This is a genomic window from Stenotrophomonas sp. KH_052 (assembly GCF_057838755.1).
Genome location: NZ_CM174475.1, coordinates 4,869,997 through 4,890,983 on the forward strand (window position 1 = coordinate 4,869,997; position 20,987 = coordinate 4,890,983).

Genomic DNA, 20,987 nt, shown 5'->3' on the forward strand with positions numbered 1-20,987 from the left:
CAAGAGGACGCCGCCATGCCGTGGATGGGCATCCAGGACCTGTGGACGTTTCTGGTCGCCGTGCTGGTGTTTCTCGCCCTGCCCGGCCCCGGCACCTTCACCCTGCTGACCGCCACCGGCCGTGGCGGCGTGCGTGGCGGCTACACCGCGCTGGCCGGCCTGCTGGTCGGTGACCAGATCCTGATGTGGCTTGCGCTGGCCGGCGTGGCCGCGCTGCTCAAGGCCAACCCACTGGTGTTCCACGCGGTGCAGTACCTCGGCGCGGCCTACCTGGTGTGGGTGGGCATCAGCCTGCTGCGCACGCCCAAGCATGAGGGCGGTGACGCCGGCCCGATCCGCATGCAGCCGGGTCGCTACTTCCAGCAGGCGATCCTGGTCAGCCTGCTCAACCCGAAGGCGATCCTTTTTTACATGGCCTTCCTGCCGTTGTTCATCGATCCGAAGGCGCACCAGGGCATTGCTACCTTTGCGGCGCTGGCCGGCATCATCCTGGTGGTCAGCATCGCCTACTGCTCGATGTTGATCGGGGTCGGCAATCTGGCCCGCCGCCGGCTGATCCAGCACCCGCGGATCAGCGATGCGCTGCGCCGCGTGGCCGGCCTGTTCCTGGTGGGGTTCGGCATCCGGCTGGGGCTGAACGGATGAAACCCTGGCCGACGGCGATGGGCGCCCTGCTGCTTCTGGCCAACACGACCGCCCCGGCGGCCACCGCGCAGGATCATCGCTGCCTGAGCGGCGGCCGCAATGACGGTATCCATCTGGAATGGCGTTGGCTGGATGACGGCCAGGCCGACGTTCGCTATGCCGGACAGCGCGAACGCCTGCTGCTGCGCCGGGTTTCGATGGAGACCACGGTGCTGGCCGAAGACCGTCCCTACCAGTTCGACAGCGTCTGGGAAGAGCACGTCGACGGCCGCCTCAACGGTCGCTACACGATCAGCACGCAGGGTGCGCTGGTGCTGGATCTGCGCTACGAACGCGCCCGCGATGGCCGTCGCACCTCCTTCCACGATGACATCGAGGCCTGGCAGGAAGACGGCTGCCACTGGCCCGGCAAGGCGGCCGAATGAACACCATGGACGACGACATCCTGCTGGAGCGCAGCTGGGAATATCGGGAGGAGATGCTGTACCGGCAGTTGTTCGGCGATACCGGGCCGGGGATCTACCCGATCGATATGGATCTGCTGCGCAACGTCTTCAAGCAGGAGCAGATCGACCCGCGCTGGCTGCATGTCGGCGTCAATGCCTGTCCTCCGCACGGTGATCGAAGGCACTGGATCTATGTCAGCTCCGGCCTGTCCAACCCCTGGGAAGGGCGGCACGAAGATGGCGATTCGGGGTTGGGCATCGAACTGATGCTTGAGACGCAGGAAGAAGCAACGTGGGCACTGACCACTTTGCGCTGGTTCACTGCGTACCACCTGCTGCTGTGCCACTCACGCATGCCCGGCAATCCCTTGGCGCCATGGGACCGGCTGAAGCTGGGAGGTCCGGTGGATCACGCAGGGAGCATGCTGCAGGCGGCCGTCTTCGTTCCGTCACTGCATTTTCCTGGCCCCCATCAATTGCCATCGGGACGATTCGACTTCCTGCAGCTGCTGCCATTGACCCTGGACGAGCACGCGTTCGGCCGCGCCCAGGGCTTCGAAGTGCTGGTGGCCCAGTTGAAAACCCAAGGTGCGGCGCCGGTGGTCGATCCGCAGCGGGTCAGCATCGATCTGGCCCCTGCTCTCACGCTTCAAGCGCCTCCGGGCCCACCTTGAGGGATCGAATCATTTCGAATCCTGCCAGCGTTTGTGCCGATTCCGGCAGCATGCTCGGAGTACAGCCGCGTCGGTGACGCATCTGACCCACGTATGACCCCCGTCAGTGGTAATGCTGCGCTGCGTTCGGTCACACTCGGGAACTTGTCGTTCTCAGTCACCCCTTCCGAGGCCTGCATGTCCCTGTTCCGGCGCAAGTCCCTAGATTCCGTCACCGTCCACGAAGCCGGCAGGCGCCTGGTCCCGACGCTCAGCTGGCCGCACCTGATCGCGCTGGGCATCGGCGCCATCGTCGGTACCGGCATCTACACGCTGATCGGCGTCGGCGCCAACCTGGCCGGCCCGGCGGTACTGATCTCCTTCGCCATCGCCGGCGCGGTGTGCGCCTGCGCGGCGCTGTCCTACGCCGAACTGTCGACGATGATGCCGGCTGCGGGCAGCGCCTACACCTACAGCTACAGCGCGCTGGGCGAAGTGTTCGCCTGGGTGGTGGGCTGGAGCCTGATCCTGGAGTACTCGCTGGTGGTGAGTACGGTGGCGGTCGGCTGGTCGGGTTACTTCGTCGGTTTCCTCGAATGGGTCCACACCCAGTTCGGCTGGAACGTGCAGCTGCCTGCCTGGCTGGCTGCCGGTCCGCACGTGGAAGGCGGCATGATCAACCTGCCGGCGATCGTCATCACCTGGCTGGTGGCACTGATGCTGATGGCCGGCACCAAGGAAAGCGCCACCCTCAACGCCATCCTGGTGGTGTTCAAGCTGATCGCGCTGGCCATCTTCGTGGCCGTGGCCCTTCCCGCCTTCGACAGCAACAACCTGCAGCCGTTCATGCCCTATGGCTTTGCCAAGTCGATGGGCCCTGACGGCGTCGAGCACGGCGTGATGGCGGCGGCGGCGATCATCTTCTTTGCCTTCTACGGCTTCGATGCGATCTCCACCGCAGCCGAGGAAACCAAGAACCCCAGCCGCGACCTGTCGATCGGCATCATCGGTTCGATGATCGGCTGCACCATCGTCTACGTGCTGGTGGCGCTGGCGGCCGTGGGTGCGATGAGCTACGCCGTGTTCGGCCACAGCGCCGAGCCGCTGGCGCTGATCATGCGCCAGCTCGGCCACCCGACCGCAGCAATGGTGATCGGTGTGATCGCGATCATCGCCCTGCCGACCGTGCTGTTGGCCTTCCTGTACGGCCAGAGCCGCATCTTCTTCGTGATGAGCCGCGATGGCCTGCTGCCGCGCGGCCTGTCCAAGGTCAACGCACGCACCGGCACGCCGGTAGCGACCACGCTGTTCACCGCCGTGGTGGTGTCGGCGCTGGCCGGCGTGGCGCGCCTGGACGAGATCGCCGCACTGGCCAACGCCGGCACCCTGGCCGCGTTCACTGCGGTAGGTATCTGCCTGGTGGTGCTGCGCCTGCGCGAACCGAACCGTGAGCGCAGCTTCCGCACGCCGTTGGCCTTCGTAGTCGGTCCGCTGGCCGCGCTGGGCTGCATCTACCTGTTCATCAGCCTGCCACACCGCACCCAGCTGTACTTCCTGCTGTGGAACGTGGCCGGCCTGGTGCTGTACTTCCTGTACAGCCGCCGCCACGCGTTGATCGCGAAATAACCGGTTCACCGGTAGTGCCGGCCGCTGGCCGGCAACTCGGATCCTGTTGATACGGGCAATGCCGGCCAGCGGCCGGCACTACCGCAGGGCGGTCAACCGCCCTGCTTTGCAGCGTAATCCTGCGCCTGGCGCATCACCCGCAGCAGGTTGCCGCCCCAGATGCCGGCAATCTGCTTCTCGGTATAGCCCTTGCGCAGCAGCCACGCGGTGATCTTCGGCAGCTGGCTGACATCGGGCAGGTCACTCAGGCCACCGCCGCCGTCCCAGTCCAGGCCGATGCCCACGTGCTCGGGACCGACCACCTTGAGGATGTGCTCGAAGTGGGCGAAGAAATCGTCCAGGCTGGCATGCCGCACCGGATGCTCGTGGTCCAGCGCCTGCTCGGCCTTCAACAGCGCAACGCCCTGTTCGATGCCCATGCCTTCCCAGCCGCCGAGCTGCTTGCTCAGCGCTTCTTCGGCCTGCTTGCGCTCGGGCGTCTTTGCCGTGTCGATCAGGTAGCCGCCATAGGCATTCACCTGGATCACGCCGCCGGCCTTGGCCAGCGAGCGCAACCGCGCATCATCAAGGTTGCGTGGATGGTTGTAGACCGCCTTGGCCGAACTGTGCGACAGCACGAACGGCACCGGCATCATCGCCAGCAGGTCGTCGAACACTGCATCGGACGCATGCGACTGGTCGATCACGATGCCCAGCTTCACTGCCTGCCGTACCAAATCCTTGCCGGCCGGGCTCAGGCCCTTCCACTCCGCGCCTTTGGGGTCGGTGGCCGAATCGGCGAACTCGTTGTTGGCAAAGTGCACGGTGCTGAGCAGGCGCAGGCCGGCGCGATGGTAGAAGGACAGCAGGCTGGGATCGGCCACCAGCGGGCTGGCATTTTCCATGCTGATGTAGACCACGCGCTTGCCCGCGGCCTTGATCCGCGCCGCATCATCGGCGGTCAGCGCCAGCGCGAAGCGATCGGGATTGGCCGCCAGCATCTCGCGGATCTGCAGCAGCCGCTGCAGGCCGTGGTCACGCTCGGCCAAGTGCGCGGCGGCACTGCGATCGCCCTGGTCGGTGTAGATCGCCCAGAAGCCACCATCCAGCGCACCTTCGACCATGCGCGGGTAGTCCACCTGCGAAAGCGCGTTGCGGTCGTGGCGCTGCTCGATGTCAAAGCCGCTGCGACCGAAGTTGGCCGGTGTATCCAGGTGGCTGTCGAGAGTGACCAGGCGCTGCTGCAGTGCCTTGGCACGGGCCAGCTCCTGCGCGCTGAACTCAATGGCGTTGGCGGACAGCGGCGCGCAAAGCGCCAGGGCAAGCACTACGGACAAGCGACGCAACGAAGGCATGGGCATCCACCGATGTTGGGAGACGCCGACCATAGCGCCGTGAGGGTGACCCGGGGTAGTGCCGGACGACAGCGCGCGTGCTCCATTACACTCGGTGGCAGCCGCTAACGGCACTGGCAGCCTCGCGCTGCATTGCTCCTGGAACGGAACCTTGATGTCGCATCCTGTCCCTCCACCACTTCCCAGCGAACACCCGGTACCCGCCGGGCCCAACGTCGAACAACTCAAGCGCGATGTGCTGCCGGTCCTGTTCGCCGGGCGCATCGACATCGGTCGCTATGGCCCGGCCGAACTGGCCAGCGCCAGTGCGGAGCCCGCATGGCAGGACGGTAGTGCCAACGCGTTGGCCAAGGCGCTGGCCGAACTGGTCAACCGCCTTTCCGAGCATGACCCCAATGCACTGCTGGAACGCGCTGGCTGGTGGGACCGGTTCACCGGTGCCGACATCGAGCAGCGCCTGCGTCGACGCATCGCGCTGGGGGGAAACGGTGACGTGCTGGCCGAGATCGAGCGCCAGGCGATCGCGGTGCGCGGCAGCGTCGATCGGTTGAACGCACAGCTGGAGCTGCATGACGTGCAGGGCGCCCACTTGCAGATCTACATCGATGCGGGCGTGCAGTTCCTGCAGGAACTGCCTCCGGGCAGTGGTGCCAGTGACGATCCGATGGTGCTGGATCGACCGGTGGAACGCCTGCAGCGCCGCATCGCCAACCTGACCGCGCTGCTGGCCAGCCATTCGATGAGCCGGATCCAGGTGCAGCTGGCGCGCAACCACGCCATCGAACTGCTGGACCGCTACAGCGAGACGGTGCAGATCCTGCTGCCGATCTGGCGCCAGACCATCCTCGCCCTGCACAACAACGACAACGCCAGCCCGCAGATGGTCGCCCGCGCCTCGCAGGCACAGGACCAGTTGAAACAGGCCCTGCAGCAGCTGCTGCGCACTTCCGGAGAACCGGCATGATCACGTCCCGGCCCGACCCACTGAGGGTACCGGCGGAACTGCAGCCGCGGGTCGAAGCCGTTCCCGGACTGCGCGCGCTGTATCGCCGGGGTTCGTTCGCACGCACCCTGGGTCTGGCGTGTCTGGCGGTGCTGCCGGCCACTGCGCTGCTGTCCATGATATTCCTGCAGGGGCTGACTGGCAGTCCGCCCTCGGCACACGTGCCGGCCGGCTACGGTACTGATCCCGGCACGTCTGCCATGCTGCTGCTTGCCAGCCTGATCCTCTTTGGCGGGTTGCTGTTCTGGATGGGATTCGGCCTGCGCAGGGTGCTGCTCAACCGCGGCGTACGCCACTTCACCTTCTCGTTCGTGATTGGTGGCTCGTTGCTGGTCGGCTTGCTGTTCGGCAACGGAATCGTCAGTCCCGACTTCAGCCGGGCTGACGCCGGCGATGGCACGAAGCTCGACAGCAGCCAGCTCGGCAAGCTCATCGACAGCCCGGGTTTCACGACGCTCAGCCCGCAATGGCAGGGCTACCTGCAGGCGCAGCGCTCGCTGGCAAGACCCAGCATCCCCTTGAACGATATCGGCCAGGCCATCGCCCGCGGCGAGGACATCGGTATCACGGTGCCTGATGTCATCCGTGCGCGCTTTGAAGCCAAAGCCAAGGTCCCCTATTCGGTGCGCAGCCAAGCGTGGCTGCGTGACCATTGGCTGCGCATGGGCGCGCTGCACTTCATCGGCACAGCGATCGCCTGGTCACTGCTGCTGCTGGTCATCGCTGGCATCGGCCTGACCACCTTGGGCTATCACGTGCGCGGCCGGGCCCGGGTGATCAACGGCCTGCTGCAGCAGTTGCAGGCGCCACCGGCGCAGGCGGGCGCGCAGCCCTGAGGCGCACGCCGCCGGTGATCAACCGGGCAGGAAATGCTGCATCAGCTGCAGCTCATCAATGGCAGCCATGTACGGTGCAAAACGCGCATCACCACCGGCGAAGGCCTGTGCCACTGCCTGTGCGCTGGCCAGGTCCTGCCAGTGGGCGATGTCGACGAAACGGTCGTCGCCGTCCATCGGCGAGAACGGCTGGTAGTCGATCAGGCCGGGAAACTGCGCAATGGCCGTGCGCAACTGCTCGCGCAGCATCGGCATGTCGGCGCGCGCGTGCGGTTTGACGGTGAACACGGCCAGTTCGAGGACGGAAGAAGCAGGGTGCATGGTGAAGCCCGTTGGGGGAGGAGCGCGCAGTCTGTGCTCCCCCTGCTGCCACCGGGGTGTCAGTGGCCGCGCAGCGTCCAGGCTCGCTGCTGGTGGCGCAGATAGGCCTCCAGGCCGACCTGCGCAGGCAGGGCCAGGCCATCCGCTTCGGCCAGGGCTTCGATCTGGTCCAGGCGGAAATCGCGGTAGTCCTGGCGAAGCCCGCACCAGCTGCCCAGCGTCCAGTGCTGGCCCCAATGGAACAGGCCCAACGGGTACACGATGCGATCACTCGGCGCGCCCTGCAGCGTGCGATAGCGCAGATGCACGCTGCGGCCGGCGGCGATGGCGATATGCAAGGGCTGCCAGTACGGCAGCGAAACCGGCACCGCGCGCAGCGCGCGAGCGGTGCGCGGGCTGGCAGCACGCTCGGGCATCGCCGCCTGCAGCTTGTGCAGCAGCGAACGCGCCGCCGGTTGCAGGTGGCCAGCGCCACTGCACGCCAGCATTTCCACGGCCAGCTGCAGTGCCTCGGCCTCGGCCGCATCCAGGCTCAGCGGGGGCAGTTCGAAACCCGGGTCGAGCCGGTAGCCGATGCCCGTCTCGCCGTAGACCGGAATACCGGCCACGGACAGGTCATCGATGTAGCGGTAGATGCTGCGCACCGACAGGCCCAGCTCCGCCGCCAGCACGGCGGCGGTCACCGGCTGGCGTACGCGGATCAGGTTGACCAGCTGGAACAGGCGGTCGGCTTTGCGCATGGGCCTTTCCTGGCGATGCAGGCACGGCGGCCTCGGTCTTGTGGAGCCGAGCCATGCTCGGCTGATCTGATCTGGCCAAGCACCGCGCGAGTCGAGCAGGGCTCGGCTCTACAGGTTGGAATCAGTCCACCACGCGGCAGAACACGGCCTTCAGGTAACGCGATTCCTGCACGTGAGCCATGAACGGATGGTCCGGGCCAGCGCCGGCCACCTTCAGGATCTGGATCGTGCGACCGGAGAAGTACGCCGCACGACGCAACATGTCGAGGAACTGATCCTCAGCCACCAGGCCGGTGCAGGAGAACGTGGCGAACAGGCCACCGGGCTTGACCACGCCCAGCGCCAGCTTGTTCATGTCCAGGTACTTCTTCAGCGCGGTGATGACCTGGTCGCGGTCGCGGGTCATCTTGGCCGGGTCCAGGATCACCACGTCGTACTGCTCGCCGCGGTTGGCGGCATCGCGCAGCCACGGGAAGATGTCGGACTGGATGAACTTCGGGCGCACGTTGTTCAGGCGCGAATTGCCCTTGGCGATCTGGATGACGTCTTCATCGATATCGATGCCGACCACTTCCGAGGCGCCACGCGCCGCCGCATACACGGCGAAACCGCCGGTGTTGCAGCACAGGTCCAGCACGCTCTTGCCTTCCACCTGCTGGCTCAGCCACTCGCGGTTCTCGCGCTGGTCGGCAAAGAAGCCGGTCTTGTGCGCACCGGCCGGGTCGGCGCGGAACTTGATGCCGTACTCGGTGATCACCGACGCTTCGGTGGTGGTGTTGCCATGGAAGTCGAAGCTCTCCTGCTTCTGCACGTGCTCGTCGGCGAAGCTGTGGAAGCGGCAACCCGGGAACTGCTCGCGCAGCGCTTCGTAGATCCATTCGCGGTGGCGGAACATGCCGGCGGCGAAGAACTCGACCACCACCAGATCGTTGTATCGGTCCACCACCAGGCCGGACAGGCCGTCGCCTTCGCTGTGCACCACGCGCCAGGCGTCGGACACCGCATCGAGCTTCAGCACCTCACGGCGCAGCGACACGGCCTGGGCGATCTTGCGCGAGAACCAGCCGGCATCCACCGGCACGTTCTGATCGGTTTCGAGAATGCGCACGGCGATGCGCGAGTGCCCGTTGTAGAACCCGCGGCCGATGAACTCCCCGTCCACGCCGACCACGTCGACGATGGAACCGGGCTTGGGCCGGACGGTCGGCTTCTCGACCAGTTTCTGGAAGATCCACGGGTGGCTGGAACGCCACGCATTCTTGAGGCGGACAATCGGAAGGGGGGTATTCATCCACCTATTGTAAACCGGGCGCCGGGGTCAGATCCCCGCAGGGGCTCTGACCCCGGCCGGCATGCCAACCAAGGTTGGCATCTACCAGAGCGGGGACCCCGGCCACCGGGCATTTGACGGCAGCCCGGCCAGGCCGCAGAATCGGCGCCAGAAGGGGAGTAGCTCCCAGACGTTGTCGCCGTCATTTCGAGCCCGCAGGCTCCGGTGCAACGGCAGTTCCAGCCGACTGGAACTGCGAGCGAGACCTTCGCCGTACTGGCGAAGCTCTGTCCCTGGATCCCCCTCCCGATCCTCCGTTGCAGATCCTCGCCGTCCGGCCTGGCATTCATCTTTCCAACGGACATTCCCAATGCAGACGATCGGTAACGTGTGGTTGTGGGGCGGCTTCGGAGCAGTGGTGATCATCGCCCTGCTGGTCGACCTCGTATTGATGCGCCATGGTGGACCACACAAGGTCACCTTCAAGGAGGCCTTGTGGTGGTCCATTGGCTGGGTCGCGCTGGCCCTGCTGTTCAACGCCGGCCTCTGGTACTACCTCAATGAGACCGCCGGCCAGGTCGTGGCCAACAAGGTCGGCCTCGAGTTCCTGACCGGCTACCTGGTCGAGAAGGCGCTGGCCGTCGACAACATTTTCGTCTTCCTGATGATCATGAGCTACTTCGCGGTGCCGGAGGAGCAGCGCCAGAAGGTGCTGATCATCGGCATCCTGGGCGCGATCGTGCTGCGTACGGTCATGATCTTCGCCGGCAGCGTGCTGATCACCCAGTTCCATTGGCTGCTCTACGTGTTCGGTGCCTTCCTGCTGTTCACCGGCTGGAAGATGTGGTTCGCCGCCGGCCAGGAGCCGGATCTGGAGGCAAACCCCGCCCTGCGCTGGATGCGCAAGCACCTGCGCCTGCTCCCGGATTACGCCGGCAACGCAATGAGCGTGAAGCGCGACGGCGTGCGTTGGTTCACCCCGCTGTTCGCGGTGCTGATCCTGATCGCGGTGACCGACGTGATCTTCGCGGTGGACAGCATCCCGGCGATCTTCGCCATCACCACCGACCCGTTCATCGTGCTCACCTCCAACGTGTTCGCGGTGCTGGGCCTGCGCGCGATGTTCTTCCTGCTGGCTGGCATGGCCGACCGCTTCCACCTGCTGCCGTACGGTCTGGCACTGGTGCTGGGCTTCATCGGCATCAAGATGATGATCATCGACCTGTTCAAGATCCCGACCCCGGTGTCGCTGGGCGTGGTGGCGGTGATCATCGCCGCGACCGTGGTGCTGAGCCTGAAGTACCCGCCGAAGGAAGGCTCCGGCCACGCCTGATCACGGCCGGCCGGCGGGATTGTCCCGCCGGCCGCACCCCACTCTCCCGCCGCGGTGGCCTTGGTTTCGCGCCAGTCACCGCCATTGCTGAGGTATGAACAGCAACGCGCCCCTGCCCGCTGGCGACGCGCCAGCCCCCCGCAATGACCGCATGCGTATCCTGCGGGCGTTCAACGTCAGCCTGGCCGCGGTGCTGGTACTGATCGCCGTGTTCGCGCTGCAGGGCACGTTCGACTGGCGGCCATGGGCGGTTGCGCCACTGGAAGCGAAGGGCCTGCTTGGCCTGATCGGCGGCCCGCTGCTGCATGCCTCGGTCGAGCACATCGCCGCCAACAGCATCGCCATCCTGATCCTCGGCACCCTGGCCGGCAGCGTCTATCCCAAGGCCACCCTGCGCGCACTGCCGCTGTTGTGGCTGGGCTCGGGGATCGGCGCGTGGATGCTCGGCAATCCGGGCAGCGTGCACCTGGGTGCCAGCGGCGTGACCCATGGCCTGATGTTCCTGCTGGCCAGCCTCGGCCTGCTGCGCCGCGACCGTGCGGCAATCGCCACTGGACTGATCGGCATGCTGTTCTACGGCGGCATGCTGATGACCATCCTGCCGCACGCCGATGGCGTCTCCTGGCAGTCGCACATGGGCGGCGCCTTCGCTGGCATCATCGCTGCGCTGCTGTTCCGCAACGCCGATCCGCTGCAGCCCCGCCAGCGCTACAGCTGGGAAGACGAAGAGGACACGGTCGAGCCGCTGGCCGACGACGAGCTGGAACCGCCGTCGCCGCAACGCGTGCCGGTGCTGTGGCAGCCGCGAGAGGGCCAGGACTACGTGGTGATCCCGTTCCGCCGGCCGGACGAGCCGCGCGGTTGATCTGGTGGACCCGCCGGGCATGGCCCGGCGCTACCGTTTGTGGATCTCTCGGGTAGCGCCGGGCCATGCCCGGCGTCATTGACGGGTCAGTCCGTCGCGTTGCCCGCCGCGCCCATCCCATCCACCGCCTGCCGGCCCAGTGCCGGGTCGTCGGTGAAGAAGGCATCGATGCCGGTGGCCAGATAGGCGCGCATCTCGGCAACCGACCCCTCTGCATTGCGCGCCTTGTCGGCGCCCTTGCGCAGGTTGCTGGCCTGAAAATGGTTCTCCGGGCGGAAGGTATACGGAATCACCATCAGGCCCACTGCATGTGCGTCCTGTACCAGCGTGGTCGGTGTCCCCAGTGCGCCCTTGGCGTCCAGCGGAATGATCGAGCGCAGCTCCGGGCCGATGCTGTCGGCGTAGCTGGCGATGTCCTTCAGTCCAGCCGGCGTCATCATCTGCGCGTAGGTCAGCTTGCCACCGGCCTTGGCGACGTCGGCCGGCTGGGTATCGCCCTTCCACAGCAGCTGCAGCAGGCGGATGTTGCTGTCCCGCCCGATCTTGCCGCGCAGGTAGCGCAGGTTGGCGGTCTCGAACGACTGGATGGTGACCGGCCCGACGTTGGTATAGGCGTTGCCGCGCAGCGCGGCGAGCAGCTTGTCTTCCATCGGCAGGCCGATCGACTGGAAGTAGGTCGGATGCTTGATCTCCGGCACCAGACCGATGCCGCGGTTGGCACGACCGGCCTGCTGCACCAGGAAGGCCAGGATCTCGTCGAGGCTGGCAATGCGGAACTGGCCATCGTAGGCGGTGCTGCGCAGCTCCGGCAGGCGCTCGCGCGCGTACAGGGTCTTCAGCTCGGCCAGGGTGAAGTCTTCGGTGAACCAGCCCTCGACCTTCTGCCCGTCGATGACCTTGCTGGTCCGGCGGCTGGCAAATTCCGGATGCGAGGCGACATCGGTGGTGCCGCTGATCTCGTTCTCGTGGCGGGCCACCATCACCCCGTCCTTGGTCATCACCAGGTCCGGTTCGATGTAGTCGGCGCCGTCGGCGATGGCCTGCGCATAGGCGGCCAGGGTGTGCTCGGGCAGCAGCGCGCTTGCGCCGCGATGGCCATAGACCGACACCTTGTGCGCGGCCGGGGTGGAGGATTCAGCACTCATGGCCACCGATGGTGCCACGGCCAGCGATAACAGCAACGCACAACCCCACGACTTCACTGCGACTTCCCCAAGCGGTATGTGATGGGCGTCAGTATGCGGCGGGAATGTGACAGGTTGGGGGAAGCGGGCGTGGCGGCCAGGCTTCACGGCTGGCCGCGTTTCGCATCCATCCAATTCTTCAATCTTTCTGATTGAATCGCCAAGATCATCCGCCATAGCCTCGATTCACCAACACCGATGTTGGCGGAGGAGTGTTCATGCAGAAGTCGATATATGTGCCGATTCTGAAATGGCGACAAGGTGAGTACCTCGCGGTAGGTCGCACAAGCGAGACCATCAAGGACTGGATGTATCCCCTGTTCGAGATTCCCGTCGAGCAGTGGGATTTCGAAAACGAGATGCCCGCCAAGTCCCTCGACGATCATCTGAAGAACGTTGGCAAGCGCCTGGCGACCAACTGGAAGAAACGCCCTTGCCTGTTCGATTCGCCGTATCTTGGCGGAGACGACACCGTAGCAAACGGTGACCATCACCTCACACACATATTCGACCTTGCCCGATCGGCCGGCTGCCAGGTCATTCCGGTCACAGGCATCGGTAGGCATCTGCAGTATCAGCAGGCGGTTGCCAGCATCGTCGCCCAGGATGGCCGGGGCTGCGGCCTGCGTCTGCTGCCCGACGACGTTGAGGGAGATCCTGCTGCAAGGATCGACGGTTTGTTGCGCCTGCTCAGCGTGACCCCCGACCAGGTCGACCTCGTACTGGATAGCAGCAGCGATGTCGCAGCGGCCCCTGCGCTGCAGGCGGGTCTCTGGCAGACATGGATCGCGGCAGTGCCGCACGCTGGCCAATGGAGGTCGTTCACCGTGGCCGGCGGCAGTTTCCCATCCAGCCTGAGCCCTTCAGCGAACTATCGGCCCCATGGTGATGTTCCCCGCCGGGAATGGCGCGCGTACACCCGGCTGGTCGCCGCTGGGCAACAGCCTTGGTTCGGTGACTACGGATGTGCGTCGCCGCAGACCGAGATGATGGACCCGCGGCTCTTTGATCCAAACGCCAAGATCAAGTACACGATCGATGATCATTGGAGGGTGGTCGTTGGAACCCAGGTCAAGCGCAACGGCCGCGACCAGTATCGCGACCTGTGCAGGCATCTGGTCACCGACGTCCCGGTGGTCTTCATGGGACGCGGTTATAGCACGGGTGATGCCTACATCGAGGATTGCGCCACCAGCGCGGCCAGTACCGGCGGCAGCTCGACCTGGCCGACGGTGGCCACCAGCCATCACCTGACTAAAGTTGTTCGCGACCTCGCCAGGCTGTACGGCGCTTCAACTGTTCCCTGACCTGCGCGCGGATTTCCGCAAGACTGTAGAGCTCCGACAGACGTTCGCATAGCGCTGCGCGGTTACCGCGCAGCGCTGCTTTTTCAAGCGTCCGCCCGCCGATCAGAGCAGAAAGTTCATCGCGCCAGAGGAGTGCAGCGACAGCCGTCGCGCTCACCGATGGATTGAGCCTTGCAGGCCGCAGCAGTTCCAGTCTCACTGCGTTACGCACTCCACGTGATGCCAGCCTGACCCCCCACCAGGCAGGCAGCGTTTCCAGCGCGTGATCCAGGTGGCGCTGGCCCACGACGATTGTCGCCTTATCGAGAACATCGGAGTAGAACTGCTGCTGCAGTGGCAGTCTCCGCAGCGTGTCGACATCACTCTTGATCTCGTAGCCGTGAAGGTGGCCATTGATGACACAGACATCGACCCGGCAGGCCCCGCGGGCAAGCCCCAATTCCTCCACCACGAGGGTGTTCGGATTGGCGACATGCTCAGCAATGACCTTGCCCAGCAGAGCTGATCGCACGTCACTGTCGGTTATCGGGTTCATGGCGGGATGGTATCAAGGAGGTGTCGCGGCCCGGGTTGAAACCACGTGGCATCGATTGTGGTGATGTCGAGGGTCAGAGCCCCTTTGGGGATCTGACCCTGTGGACTACTTCCCGATGCAGAAACTGGAGAAGATCCTTCCCAGCAGGTCATCGGCACTCATCTGCCCGGTGATCTCGCCCAACGCGTCGTGGGCCAGCCGCAGTTCTTCGGCGGCCAGCTCCAGGTGTTCGTGGGCCAGCTCGCCATCGGCGCGCTGCGCGTGTTCCTGCGCACGCTCGATTGCATCCACATGCCGCGTGCGCGCGGAGAACTCGCCGTCCACCTGCTCGCCCGCCCCGGCCGAGGCAATCGAACGCAGGCGCGCGTGCAGATCTTCGAGTCCGGCGCCGGTGGCGGCGGAAACGAACACGCGATCCGGATCGTCCAGTGCCGGCAACGCGTCCAGCAGATCCGACTTGTTGTGGATGTAGACCTTGTGCGGAACCGCCGCCACGGCATCGCCCAGCGCCGCTTCACCCGCAGCCGGATCGCGCGCATCCAGCACGATCAACGCCAGGTCGGTGCGCTCGATCTCCACATGGGCGCGGCGCATGCCTTCGCGTTCGATGGCATCGCCGCCGTCGCGCAGGCCGGCGGTATCGACCAGGGTCAGTTCCAGGCCATCCAGGCGGATGGTCTCGCGCAGGGTGTCGCGGGTGGTGCCGGCAATGTCGGTGACGATGGCGCGCTCGCTGCCGGCCAGGGCATTGAGCAATGAACTCTTGCCCGCATTGGGCGGCCCGATCAGCACTGCATGCAGGCCATCGCGCAGGCGACGGCCGCGTTCGGCATCGCGGCGCAGCAGGGCCAGGTCACTGCGCGCCTGCTCCAGCCCACGCCGTACCTGCGCCCCACCAAGCGTATCCAGCGGTTCGTCGGCGAAGTCGATGGCCGCTTCCACGTGGATGCGCAGCAGCACCAACTGCTCGACCACCGCGTCGATGCGGCGGGAGAACACGCCGTCCAGCGAACGGCGTGCAGCGCGTGCGGCGCGGTTGTCACCCGCGGCGATCAGGTCGGCGATGGCCTCAGCCTGGGCCAGGTCGAGCTTGCCGTTGAGGAACGCGCGTTCGCTGAACTCACCCGGGCGCGCCTGACGCGCACCGAGCGCGATGCAGCGCGCGACCAGTTGCTGCAGCAGCACCGGGCTGCCATGGCCCTGCAGTTCCACCACTTCTTCGCCGGTGAAGCTGTTCGGCGCCGGGAACCACAGCACGATGCCATCATCAATGACCTCGCCGTCGGCATCGCGCAGGCGTGCGTAATGCGCGTGGCGCGGGCGCAGTGCAGGCGCGCCCAGCGCGTTGGCGATGGCCGCAGCGCGTGGGCCCGACAGCCGCAGCAGGCCGACGCCACCCGCGCCGGATGCGCTGGCGATGGCCACGATGGTGTCGGTGCGGATCGCGTCATTCATGGCTCAGAGTTTCTCCAGCTGCGCGCGCGCCTGCGCGGCACCGCTGCCCTGCGGCTGCAGCGCCAGATAGGTGGTATAGGCCTGCTTCGCCTTGGCCTTGTCGCCCGCGTTGAAGTAGGCATCGCCAAGATTCAGATAGGCCACCGCACGCGACGGGTCGATCTTCAGCGTGTTCTCCAGCCAGCGCGCAGCTTCGGCATAGCGTTGCTGGCGGTAGTAGACAAAGCCCAGGTTGTTGGCGGCCTGGGCGAAGTCCGGGCGCAGCTTCAACGCTTCGGTGAACTGCGCGACGGCTTCGTCGTACTGCTTCTCGCGGTACAGCTGCAGGCCACGGTCGTTGGCCTGCTGCGCGCGCTGGCGGTCCGAGGCCGGGCCGGCAGTGGGCACAACCAGCTTGGCCTTGCCGCCCTGCAGGTCGGCCACGGTCACTGGCGCCTGAGCACCCTTGGCTTCGCTGGCGGCATCCACCTTGTTGTTCAGCGCGATCGCATCGGCGGTCAGCTGCCGCGTGTCGGCATTGAGGAATTCCTGGCTGTCCGGCACCTGGAACACGAACTCGCCGCCCTGCGAACCGGGCAGGCTGCCGAAGGCCGGTGTCTGGTGTGAAACCGCGGACACCGCCGGCGCCACGTAGGCGGCCAGTTCGGTGCCGGTGATCAGGCCATCGCCATTGAGGTCCCCCTTGCCGGCCAACGCCTGCAGCAGCACCCAGGTGAACACCGAATGGCCGTTCGGGCCGGCATCGGCCACCTGCTGGTCGGCACCGCCGGCGGTCAGCATCTGCCGCGCGCTGCGGCGTGCGTTCTCGCGCAGGAACGACGACGAAGACGGGCCACCGCGGGTCAGGCCCAGGCCGCTGTAGCAGGCATCCATCACGAACATCACATGCTTGGCCTGCATGCTCTCGGCGATGTTCTGGATGTCGGTCATCGCGATGGCGTCGGTGGCAAATTCCTTCGGATCCGAATCGACCGGGATGATGTAGCCGAGATCGCGCCCGGAGGCGAGCTGGCGGGTCGCGCCATGGCCGGCGAAGAACACGAACACGCGGTCGTTCTTGCCGGTGCGGTCATCGGCCAGGCGGTCGTGGAAGGCGGCCAGGATGTTGTTGCGGGTGGCCTGCTCGTTCTTCAGCACGATCACCTGCGAGGACGGGAAGCCGAACTGCCCGGTCAGGGTATCGGCCACCGCCTGTGCGTCATGGCTGGCGTACTCCAGCTTCGGCCACTTGGCGTAGGTGTCGATGCCGACCACGATCGCCCACGACTTCTCGTAGCCGGTGGTGACGGTGGCGGCACGGGCCTCGCCCTTGCGCGCGCGGGCGACAGTGAATTCACGGCCATTCCAGCCGGCGAACTGGTAGCCGTCGGCAATCAGCCGGTCGAGAATCTGCGGCAACGCCTTCACCGCACGATCGTGGATGTCGTGGAACAGGATGATGCCGCGCTGTTCCTTGTTCACCTGGTCGAGCACGCGTTGCACGATCGATTCCGGCACAGGGTCGGCCCAGTCCATCGAGTCGATGTTCCACATGATCGACTTCAGCCCCGCCTCGTTGAGCAGCTGCAGGCCTTCGGCATTGCGCGCACCATACGGGAAGCGGAACAGCGGCGCGCGCTTGCTGTCGACATCCTTCAGCAGCGTATCGGTGTCGAGCACCTGCTGGCGCAGCGCGTCGCCGGTGGTGCGCGACAGCTGGGCGTGGGTCAGGCTGTGGTTGCCCACCGCGTAACCGTCTTCCATCAGGCTGCGGCTGATCTTTGCCATCGGTCCGAGGCTGACCTTGCCATCGGTCTCGACCTTGCCCAGGTTGCGGCCGACTTCGAAGAACACGCCCGGCACGTCGTAACGCTTGAGGATGGCCACCACTTCATCGGTGTAGGCCTTGTGCGGGCCATCGTCGAAGGTCAGCACCACGGTCTTGGCCGGCAGGTCGCGGCCGAAGATTTCGCGGTCGCTGTCCTTCATCGACATCGGGTACGGCTCGATCACCCCGTAGTCGCGCAGGATCGCTTCGCGGCTGTAATCCTTGTGCAGGTGGGCGATGTAGTCGTCCCACTTCTCGCGCTTCAGCTCGATGGCGCGGGTGCGCTCGAAGCGGCTGAAGATGCGGGTCAGTTCCTGGTTGTAGTTGCGTTCGATCTCGTCGAGCGCCTCCAGGTCCTCGCCGATGCGCTGGTGCAGCTTCACCGCCGGCAGCGACGAATCGGTACCGACCCGCTCGTGCAGATCACGCAGTACTTCGCGGAAGGCCAGGCGATCGGCATCGAACAGTTCCGGTGCGGATTCGATGTAATCCAGCACCGTGCCGAGGGTGGCGAAGCGCTGCGGGCTGGAACCGCGCAGCAGGGTGTCGAACTGCGCGGCGATGACCGTGCGTTGTTCCAGGCCATCGTGGAACAGCTGCTGGCCCACACGCGTGGAGGTGCCGCGGTCGGCGGCCGACTGCTGTTCTTCGTCGGCCAGCAGCACGATGATCCGGCGGTAGCCATCCAGCTGCTTCTGCAGCGCAACCAGCAACGGCGCGGCGGCAGGATCGGCGGCGGCCGCGGCCTGTGCGCTGGGCTGGGTCACGCCGGTTACCGGTGCCTTCGCGTCCTTGTCGCCACAGCCGGCAACGACCAGGGTCAACAACAGCGAGGGCAGGAACAGGCGGAACGACGACGCACGCGGCATGGCGGACTCGATGGATGGAGGAACGGTGTGCCGGCGATTCTAACGCCGGATGCGAAAAGCCCGCCTTGCGGCGGGCTTTTGCTGGTCGGTCAGGCCAGGAGCAGTCGACCAAGGTCGACTCTACCAAGCAGGTGACCTGCCGGTCGGATTACTTCTTTTTGACCGGGGCCGGTGCGGTGGTGGCCGGAACCGGCTCGCCGCCATGGCGCTTGGTCATCCACCACTGCTGCAGCAGGCCCAGGCCGCCGTTGACCACCCAGTACAGGACCAGGCCGGACGGCATGAAGGCCATCATGACGCCGAACACCAGCGGCATGAACTGCATCATCTTCTGCTGCATCGGGTCCATGCCCGGTGCCGGGGTCAGCTTCTGGGTGAACCACATCACCGCCACGTTGATCACCGGCAGGATGAAGTACGGGTCGCGTGCGGTCAGGTCCTGGATCCAGCCGAACCAGGGCGCCTGGCGCAGTTCGACCGATTCCACCAGCACCCAGTACAGCGCGAAGAAGATCGGCATCTGGATGAGGATCGGCAGGCAGCCGCCCATCGGGTTGATCTTTTCCTTCTTGTACAGCTCCATCATCGCGGTCTGGAACTTCTGGCGGTCATCGCCATAGCGTTCCTTCAGCTGCGCGATGCGCGGCTGGAAGCGACGCATCTTGGCGCCACTCTTGTACTGGGTCGCCGACAGCGGGTACAGCACCAGCTTCAGCAGCACCACCAGGCCGACGATCGCCCAGCCCCAGTTGCCAACCAGCTTGTGCACCTGGTTCAGCACCCAGAACAGGCCCTGGCCGATCACCGCCATCATCGAGAAGCGGCTGTAGTCGACCACGCGGTCCAGGCCCGGCACGTCTTCCTTGGCAATCAGGTTGACCAGCTTCGGGCCGACCCACAGGCGGGCTTCGGTGCTGGTGGACTGGCCAGGGGCCACGGTGAAGGCCGGGCCACGCGCTTCGATCAGGTCACGACCGGCCACCTGCGACAGCACGTAGTGTGCGGTCTGGTCCTTCTGCGGGATCCAGGCGGTGAAGAAGTGGTGCTGCAGCATCGCCAGCCAGCCGCCGGTGATGTTCTGGTTCAGCGTGCCGTCTTCCAGGTAGTCCTTGAACGCACGACGCTGGTACTTCTTGTCGTTGTCGTACCAGGTGGCGCCGTTGAAGCTGAAGGAATCCGGGTTGGTCATGCTCCGCGACAGGATGGTCGGGGTGCGGTCCAGGGTGCGGTAGACATAGCCGTTCCAAGGAGCGGCGCCGGTGTTGCTGACTTCATCCTTGAAGCGCACGGCATACTCGTTGCGCGAGACGGTCAGCGTGCGCTTGATGGTCACGCCGCTGTCGGCGGTCCACACAAACGGGATCTGCAGCTCGTTCTGGCCCTTGGCCAGCACGAAGTCCTTGGTGTCACCGACCAGCTTGAAGCCGTCGGCACCCGGCACCGGGGTGTTCTTGTCTTCACTGGCCCAGCCACTGATCGCGCTGTACGGATGCGCGGGGTCTTCGGTCAGCAGGCGCACCGGCGGGCTGCCTTCGTCCTTGGTCTGCGGGAACTGCAGCAGCTCGGCGTCGAGCACGCGGCCGCCATCGAGCACCAGGCGCAGCACGTCGGTGGTGACGGTCACGCGCTGGCTGGCCGGCGTGGCACTGGCCTGGGCCTGCACTGCGGCCTGGCCCGGGGCGCCCGGGACCTGCGCGTTGGGTACGCTGCCCGGGGTCGCGCCCGGAACACTCTGTGCAGCGGCCGGAGCCGACGTGGTCGTCGGTGCCGGGGTCGGGGCAGCCTTTTCGCGGCTCCACTCCATCCACAGCAGCACGGCCACCATCAGCCAGGCAAAAATAAGGAATACGCGGGTCTGGTTCATCAGCGGGCAGGCTCAGCGGTGCCGGAACGCGGTGCCGGCTCGGTCAAAGAGGGAGTTGCGATGCCATCAGGCGGCGGCATTGTGCCGTCCACGCCCGGCGTGGGCAATGCACGCAGGCGCCGCAACAGGCGCAGGAAGGCCTGGCGGATATCGTCGTTGCTGGCGTTACGCGCAGCACTACGAGCCACGACGACGAAGTCGCCTGGCTGCATATCGGTTCGTGTCTGACGCAAGGCGTCGCGCAGGACGCGCTTGATCCGGTTACGCCCAACGGCGTGCGGATCGACCTTGCGGGAAACCGCCAGACCCAGCCTGGCCGGCCGGTCAGCCGGCAGCCAGTGCAGGGTCATCAGCGGATCGGACACACGGCGGGCGCCGTTGAAGACCGTTGAATATTCGGCACGCGTGCGAACCCGCGCAGAGCGAGGGAATCGCTTGCGCGGGTCTGCAGTATTCACTGTCGAATGGATTGCGTCTGCCGCTGGATGCGGCATGGCAATCAGGCGCTCAGGACTTTGCGGCCCTTGGCGCGGCGACGCGACAGGATCTTGCGGCCGTCAGCGGTCTTCATACGGGCACGGAAGCCGTGGTCGCGCTTACGCTTGAGGTTGCTGGGCTGGAAGGTGCGCTTGGTGGCCATGTGGGCCTCTCGTATGAATGGGACGGAAAGAACCGGAAATTTTAGAGAGGTACCCCACCCCGCGTCAACCCCTTGGAGCTACGCGAATTCACCGGCCTGTGCAATAGCTGTGGATGTTTTTGTGAATAAGTAGGGGACAAGCATTCCGAAGCCCTGCGCTCGGTGGTAGTCTGAGCCATCCATTTCCCCCCTTTCCGGCCTGTGTTTGGGCGCCTTGTCGCGTCCATGCCCCGGCCACCGGACGATTATTGCTG

At 65.8% G+C, this 20,987-nt stretch carries 20 protein-coding genes; 9 read left to right on the plus strand and 11 right to left on the minus strand.

Annotated elements, in window-relative coordinates; all coding sequences use genetic code 11:
• Window positions 1-15: 15 nt before the first annotated feature.
• The 4 genes from leuE (at window position 16) to AC3ITW_RS22205 (ending at window position 3,370) form a co-directional block, all read left to right on the plus strand.
• Window positions 16-645: a leucine efflux protein LeuE gene (gene leuE / locus AC3ITW_RS22190; RefSeq protein ID WP_005411716.1), complete on the plus strand. Its 630-nt coding sequence runs from the start codon at window positions 16-18 to the stop codon at window positions 643-645.
• Entirely contained in the window at window positions 642-1,070 is a 429-nt protein-coding gene (locus tag AC3ITW_RS22195; protein WP_006404287.1) for a hypothetical protein, read from the plus strand. Before leuE ends, AC3ITW_RS22195 begins: the two co-directional genes overlap by 4 nt.
• Window positions 1,067-1,765, plus strand: coding sequence for a suppressor of fused domain protein (locus AC3ITW_RS22200; RefSeq protein WP_006404291.1), 699 nt, complete (start codon window positions 1,067-1,069; stop codon window positions 1,763-1,765). The genes AC3ITW_RS22195 and AC3ITW_RS22200 overlap by 4 nt, the downstream gene beginning before the upstream one ends.
• 177 nt (window positions 1,766-1,942) lie before the next feature.
• Entirely contained in the window at window positions 1,943-3,370 is a 1,428-nt protein-coding gene (locus AC3ITW_RS22205) for an amino acid permease (RefSeq protein WP_006404294.1), read from the plus strand.
• A 92-nt stretch (window positions 3,371-3,462) separates the two neighbouring features.
• Here the strand turns inward: AC3ITW_RS22205 and AC3ITW_RS22210 are convergent, their stop codons facing one another.
• The gene (locus tag AC3ITW_RS22210; protein ID WP_012512552.1) at window positions 3,463-4,704 is read right to left on the minus strand and encodes a dipeptidase; all 1,242 of its coding nucleotides are present in this window, start codon (window positions 4,702-4,704) and stop codon (window positions 3,463-3,465) included.
• A 154-nt stretch (window positions 4,705-4,858) separates the two neighbouring features.
• On the opposite strand from AC3ITW_RS22210, the gene AC3ITW_RS22215 reads away from it, so the two are divergent.
• Both AC3ITW_RS22215 and AC3ITW_RS22220 read left to right on the plus strand, forming a co-directional pair.
• Window positions 4,859-5,668: a hypothetical protein gene (locus AC3ITW_RS22215; protein ID WP_012512553.1), complete on the plus strand. Its 810-nt coding sequence runs from the start codon at window positions 4,859-4,861 to the stop codon at window positions 5,666-5,668.
• A complete protein-coding gene (locus AC3ITW_RS22220) occupies window positions 5,665-6,543 on the plus strand; it encodes a hypothetical protein (protein ID WP_100467677.1) in 879 nt (292 codons plus the stop codon). The genes AC3ITW_RS22215 and AC3ITW_RS22220 overlap by 4 nt, the downstream gene beginning before the upstream one ends.
• Window positions 6,544-6,561: 18 nt before the next feature.
• Here AC3ITW_RS22220 and AC3ITW_RS22225 read toward each other — a convergent pair whose 3' ends face one another.
• The 3 genes from AC3ITW_RS22225 to AC3ITW_RS22235 form a co-directional block, all read right to left on the minus strand.
• Window positions 6,562-6,864, minus strand: a complete 303-nt coding sequence (locus AC3ITW_RS22225) for an antibiotic biosynthesis monooxygenase family protein (RefSeq protein WP_100435649.1) — start codon at window positions 6,862-6,864, stop codon at window positions 6,562-6,564.
• A gap of 59 nt (window positions 6,865-6,923) precedes the next feature.
• Entirely contained in the window at window positions 6,924-7,604 is a 681-nt protein-coding gene (locus AC3ITW_RS22230; protein WP_100435648.1) for a helix-turn-helix transcriptional regulator, read from the minus strand.
• Window positions 7,605-7,725: 121 nt separating this feature from the next.
• Window positions 7,726-8,895, minus strand: coding sequence for a class I SAM-dependent rRNA methyltransferase (locus AC3ITW_RS22235; RefSeq protein ID WP_006404349.1), 1,170 nt, complete (start codon window positions 8,893-8,895; stop codon window positions 7,726-7,728).
• Window positions 8,896-9,244: 349 nt separating this feature from the next.
• On the opposite strand from AC3ITW_RS22235, the gene AC3ITW_RS22240 reads away from it, so the two are divergent.
• Both AC3ITW_RS22240 and AC3ITW_RS22245 read left to right on the plus strand, forming a co-directional pair.
• Complete coding sequence (locus tag AC3ITW_RS22240) at window positions 9,245-10,207, plus strand: TerC family protein (RefSeq protein ID WP_012512556.1); 963 nt, start codon at window positions 9,245-9,247, stop codon at window positions 10,205-10,207.
• 94 nt (window positions 10,208-10,301) lie between these two features.
• Window positions 10,302-11,072, plus strand: coding sequence for a rhomboid family intramembrane serine protease (locus tag AC3ITW_RS22245; protein WP_006404397.1), 771 nt, complete (start codon window positions 10,302-10,304; stop codon window positions 11,070-11,072).
• 86 nt (window positions 11,073-11,158) lie between these two features.
• On the opposite strand, the gene AC3ITW_RS22250 is transcribed toward AC3ITW_RS22245, so the two are convergent.
• Window positions 11,159-12,274 carry a glycerophosphodiester phosphodiesterase gene (locus tag AC3ITW_RS22250; RefSeq protein ID WP_100435647.1) on the minus strand — a complete coding sequence of 372 codons (1,116 nt, stop codon included), beginning with the start codon at window positions 12,272-12,274 and terminating at the stop codon, window positions 11,159-11,161.
• A 200-nt stretch (window positions 12,275-12,474) separates the two neighbouring features.
• Here AC3ITW_RS22250 and AC3ITW_RS22255 point away from each other — a divergent pair, with 200 nt between their 5' ends.
• A complete protein-coding gene (locus tag AC3ITW_RS22255; protein ID WP_012512559.1) occupies window positions 12,475-13,563 on the plus strand; it encodes a beta family protein in 1,089 nt (362 codons plus the stop codon).
• Here AC3ITW_RS22255 and AC3ITW_RS22260 read toward each other — a convergent pair.
• From AC3ITW_RS22260 to rpmH, 6 genes are all read right to left on the minus strand, one after another.
• On the minus strand, window positions 13,511-14,098 hold the full coding sequence (locus AC3ITW_RS22260) for a sce7726 family protein (RefSeq protein WP_012512560.1): 588 nt from the start codon (window positions 14,096-14,098) through the stop codon (window positions 13,511-13,513). The two genes, AC3ITW_RS22255 and AC3ITW_RS22260, sit on opposite strands and share 53 nt — an antisense overlap.
• Window positions 14,099-14,203: 105 nt before the next feature.
• Window positions 14,204-15,553 carry a tRNA uridine-5-carboxymethylaminomethyl(34) synthesis GTPase MnmE gene (mnmE, locus tag AC3ITW_RS22265; protein ID WP_100435645.1) on the minus strand — a complete coding sequence of 450 codons (1,350 nt, stop codon included), beginning with the start codon at window positions 15,551-15,553 and terminating at the stop codon, window positions 14,204-14,206.
• A gap of 3 nt (window positions 15,554-15,556) precedes the next feature.
• Window positions 15,557-18,229, minus strand: coding sequence for a polysaccharide deacetylase family protein (locus AC3ITW_RS22270; RefSeq protein WP_100435644.1), 2,673 nt, complete (start codon window positions 18,227-18,229; stop codon window positions 15,557-15,559).
• 148 nt (window positions 18,230-18,377) lie between these two features.
• Window positions 18,378-20,093 carry a membrane protein insertase YidC gene (gene yidC / locus AC3ITW_RS22275; RefSeq protein ID WP_012512563.1) on the minus strand — a complete coding sequence of 572 codons (1,716 nt, stop codon included), beginning with the start codon at window positions 20,091-20,093 and terminating at the stop codon, window positions 18,378-18,380.
• Window positions 20,093-20,587, minus strand: a complete 495-nt coding sequence (gene rnpA / locus AC3ITW_RS22280) for a ribonuclease P protein component (RefSeq protein WP_006404563.1) — start codon at window positions 20,585-20,587, stop codon at window positions 20,093-20,095. Before rnpA ends, yidC begins: the two co-directional genes overlap by 1 nt.
• A 5-nt stretch (window positions 20,588-20,592) precedes the next feature.
• Window positions 20,593-20,733, minus strand: a complete 141-nt coding sequence (gene rpmH / locus AC3ITW_RS22285; RefSeq protein WP_006404565.1) for a 50S ribosomal protein L34 — start codon at window positions 20,731-20,733, stop codon at window positions 20,593-20,595.
• Window positions 20,734-20,987 lie beyond the last annotated feature (254 nt).

Excerpts from the sequence above, each read along its gene's own strand:
- AC3ITW_RS22210 (WP_012512552.1), bottom strand. The coding sequence starts at position 4,704 with ATGCCTTCGTTGCGTCGCTTGTCCGTAGTGCTTGCCCTGGCGCTTTGC.
- AC3ITW_RS22245 (WP_006404397.1), top strand. The coding sequence starts at position 10,302 with ATGAACAGCAACGCGCCCCTGCCCGCTGGCGACGCGCCAGCCCCCCGC.
- rnpA (WP_006404563.1), bottom strand. The coding sequence starts at position 20,587 with ATGCCGCATCCAGCGGCAGACGCAATCCATTCGACAGTGAATACTGCA.
- AC3ITW_RS22260 (WP_012512560.1), bottom strand. The coding sequence starts at position 14,098 with ATGAACCCGATAACCGACAGTGACGTGCGATCAGCTCTGCTGGGCAAG.
- AC3ITW_RS22200 (WP_006404291.1), top strand. The coding sequence starts at position 1,067 with ATGAACACCATGGACGACGACATCCTGCTGGAGCGCAGCTGGGAATAT.
- AC3ITW_RS22220 (WP_100467677.1), top strand. The coding sequence starts at position 5,665 with ATGATCACGTCCCGGCCCGACCCACTGAGGGTACCGGCGGAACTGCAG.
- AC3ITW_RS22215 (WP_012512553.1), top strand. The coding sequence starts at position 4,859 with ATGTCGCATCCTGTCCCTCCACCACTTCCCAGCGAACACCCGGTACCC.
- leuE (WP_005411716.1), top strand. The coding sequence starts at position 16 with ATGCCGTGGATGGGCATCCAGGACCTGTGGACGTTTCTGGTCGCCGTG.
- yidC (WP_012512563.1), bottom strand. The coding sequence starts at position 20,093 with ATGAACCAGACCCGCGTATTCCTTATTTTTGCCTGGCTGATGGTGGCC.
- AC3ITW_RS22205 (WP_006404294.1), top strand. The coding sequence starts at position 1,943 with ATGTCCCTGTTCCGGCGCAAGTCCCTAGATTCCGTCACCGTCCACGAA.
- AC3ITW_RS22235 (WP_006404349.1), bottom strand. The coding sequence starts at position 8,895 with ATGAATACCCCCCTTCCGATTGTCCGCCTCAAGAATGCGTGGCGTTCC.
- rpmH (WP_006404565.1), bottom strand. The coding sequence starts at position 20,733 with ATGGCCACCAAGCGCACCTTCCAGCCCAGCAACCTCAAGCGTAAGCGC.
- AC3ITW_RS22240 (WP_012512556.1), top strand. The coding sequence starts at position 9,245 with ATGCAGACGATCGGTAACGTGTGGTTGTGGGGCGGCTTCGGAGCAGTG.
- mnmE (WP_100435645.1), bottom strand. The coding sequence starts at position 15,553 with ATGAATGACGCGATCCGCACCGACACCATCGTGGCCATCGCCAGCGCA.
- AC3ITW_RS22255 (WP_012512559.1), top strand. The coding sequence starts at position 12,475 with ATGCAGAAGTCGATATATGTGCCGATTCTGAAATGGCGACAAGGTGAG.
- AC3ITW_RS22270 (WP_100435644.1), bottom strand. The coding sequence starts at position 18,229 with ATGCCGCGTGCGTCGTCGTTCCGCCTGTTCCTGCCCTCGCTGTTGTTG.
- AC3ITW_RS22195 (WP_006404287.1), top strand. The coding sequence starts at position 642 with ATGAAACCCTGGCCGACGGCGATGGGCGCCCTGCTGCTTCTGGCCAAC.
- AC3ITW_RS22225 (WP_100435649.1), bottom strand. The coding sequence starts at position 6,864 with ATGCACCCTGCTTCTTCCGTCCTCGAACTGGCCGTGTTCACCGTCAAA.
- AC3ITW_RS22230 (WP_100435648.1), bottom strand. The coding sequence starts at position 7,604 with ATGCGCAAAGCCGACCGCCTGTTCCAGCTGGTCAACCTGATCCGCGTA.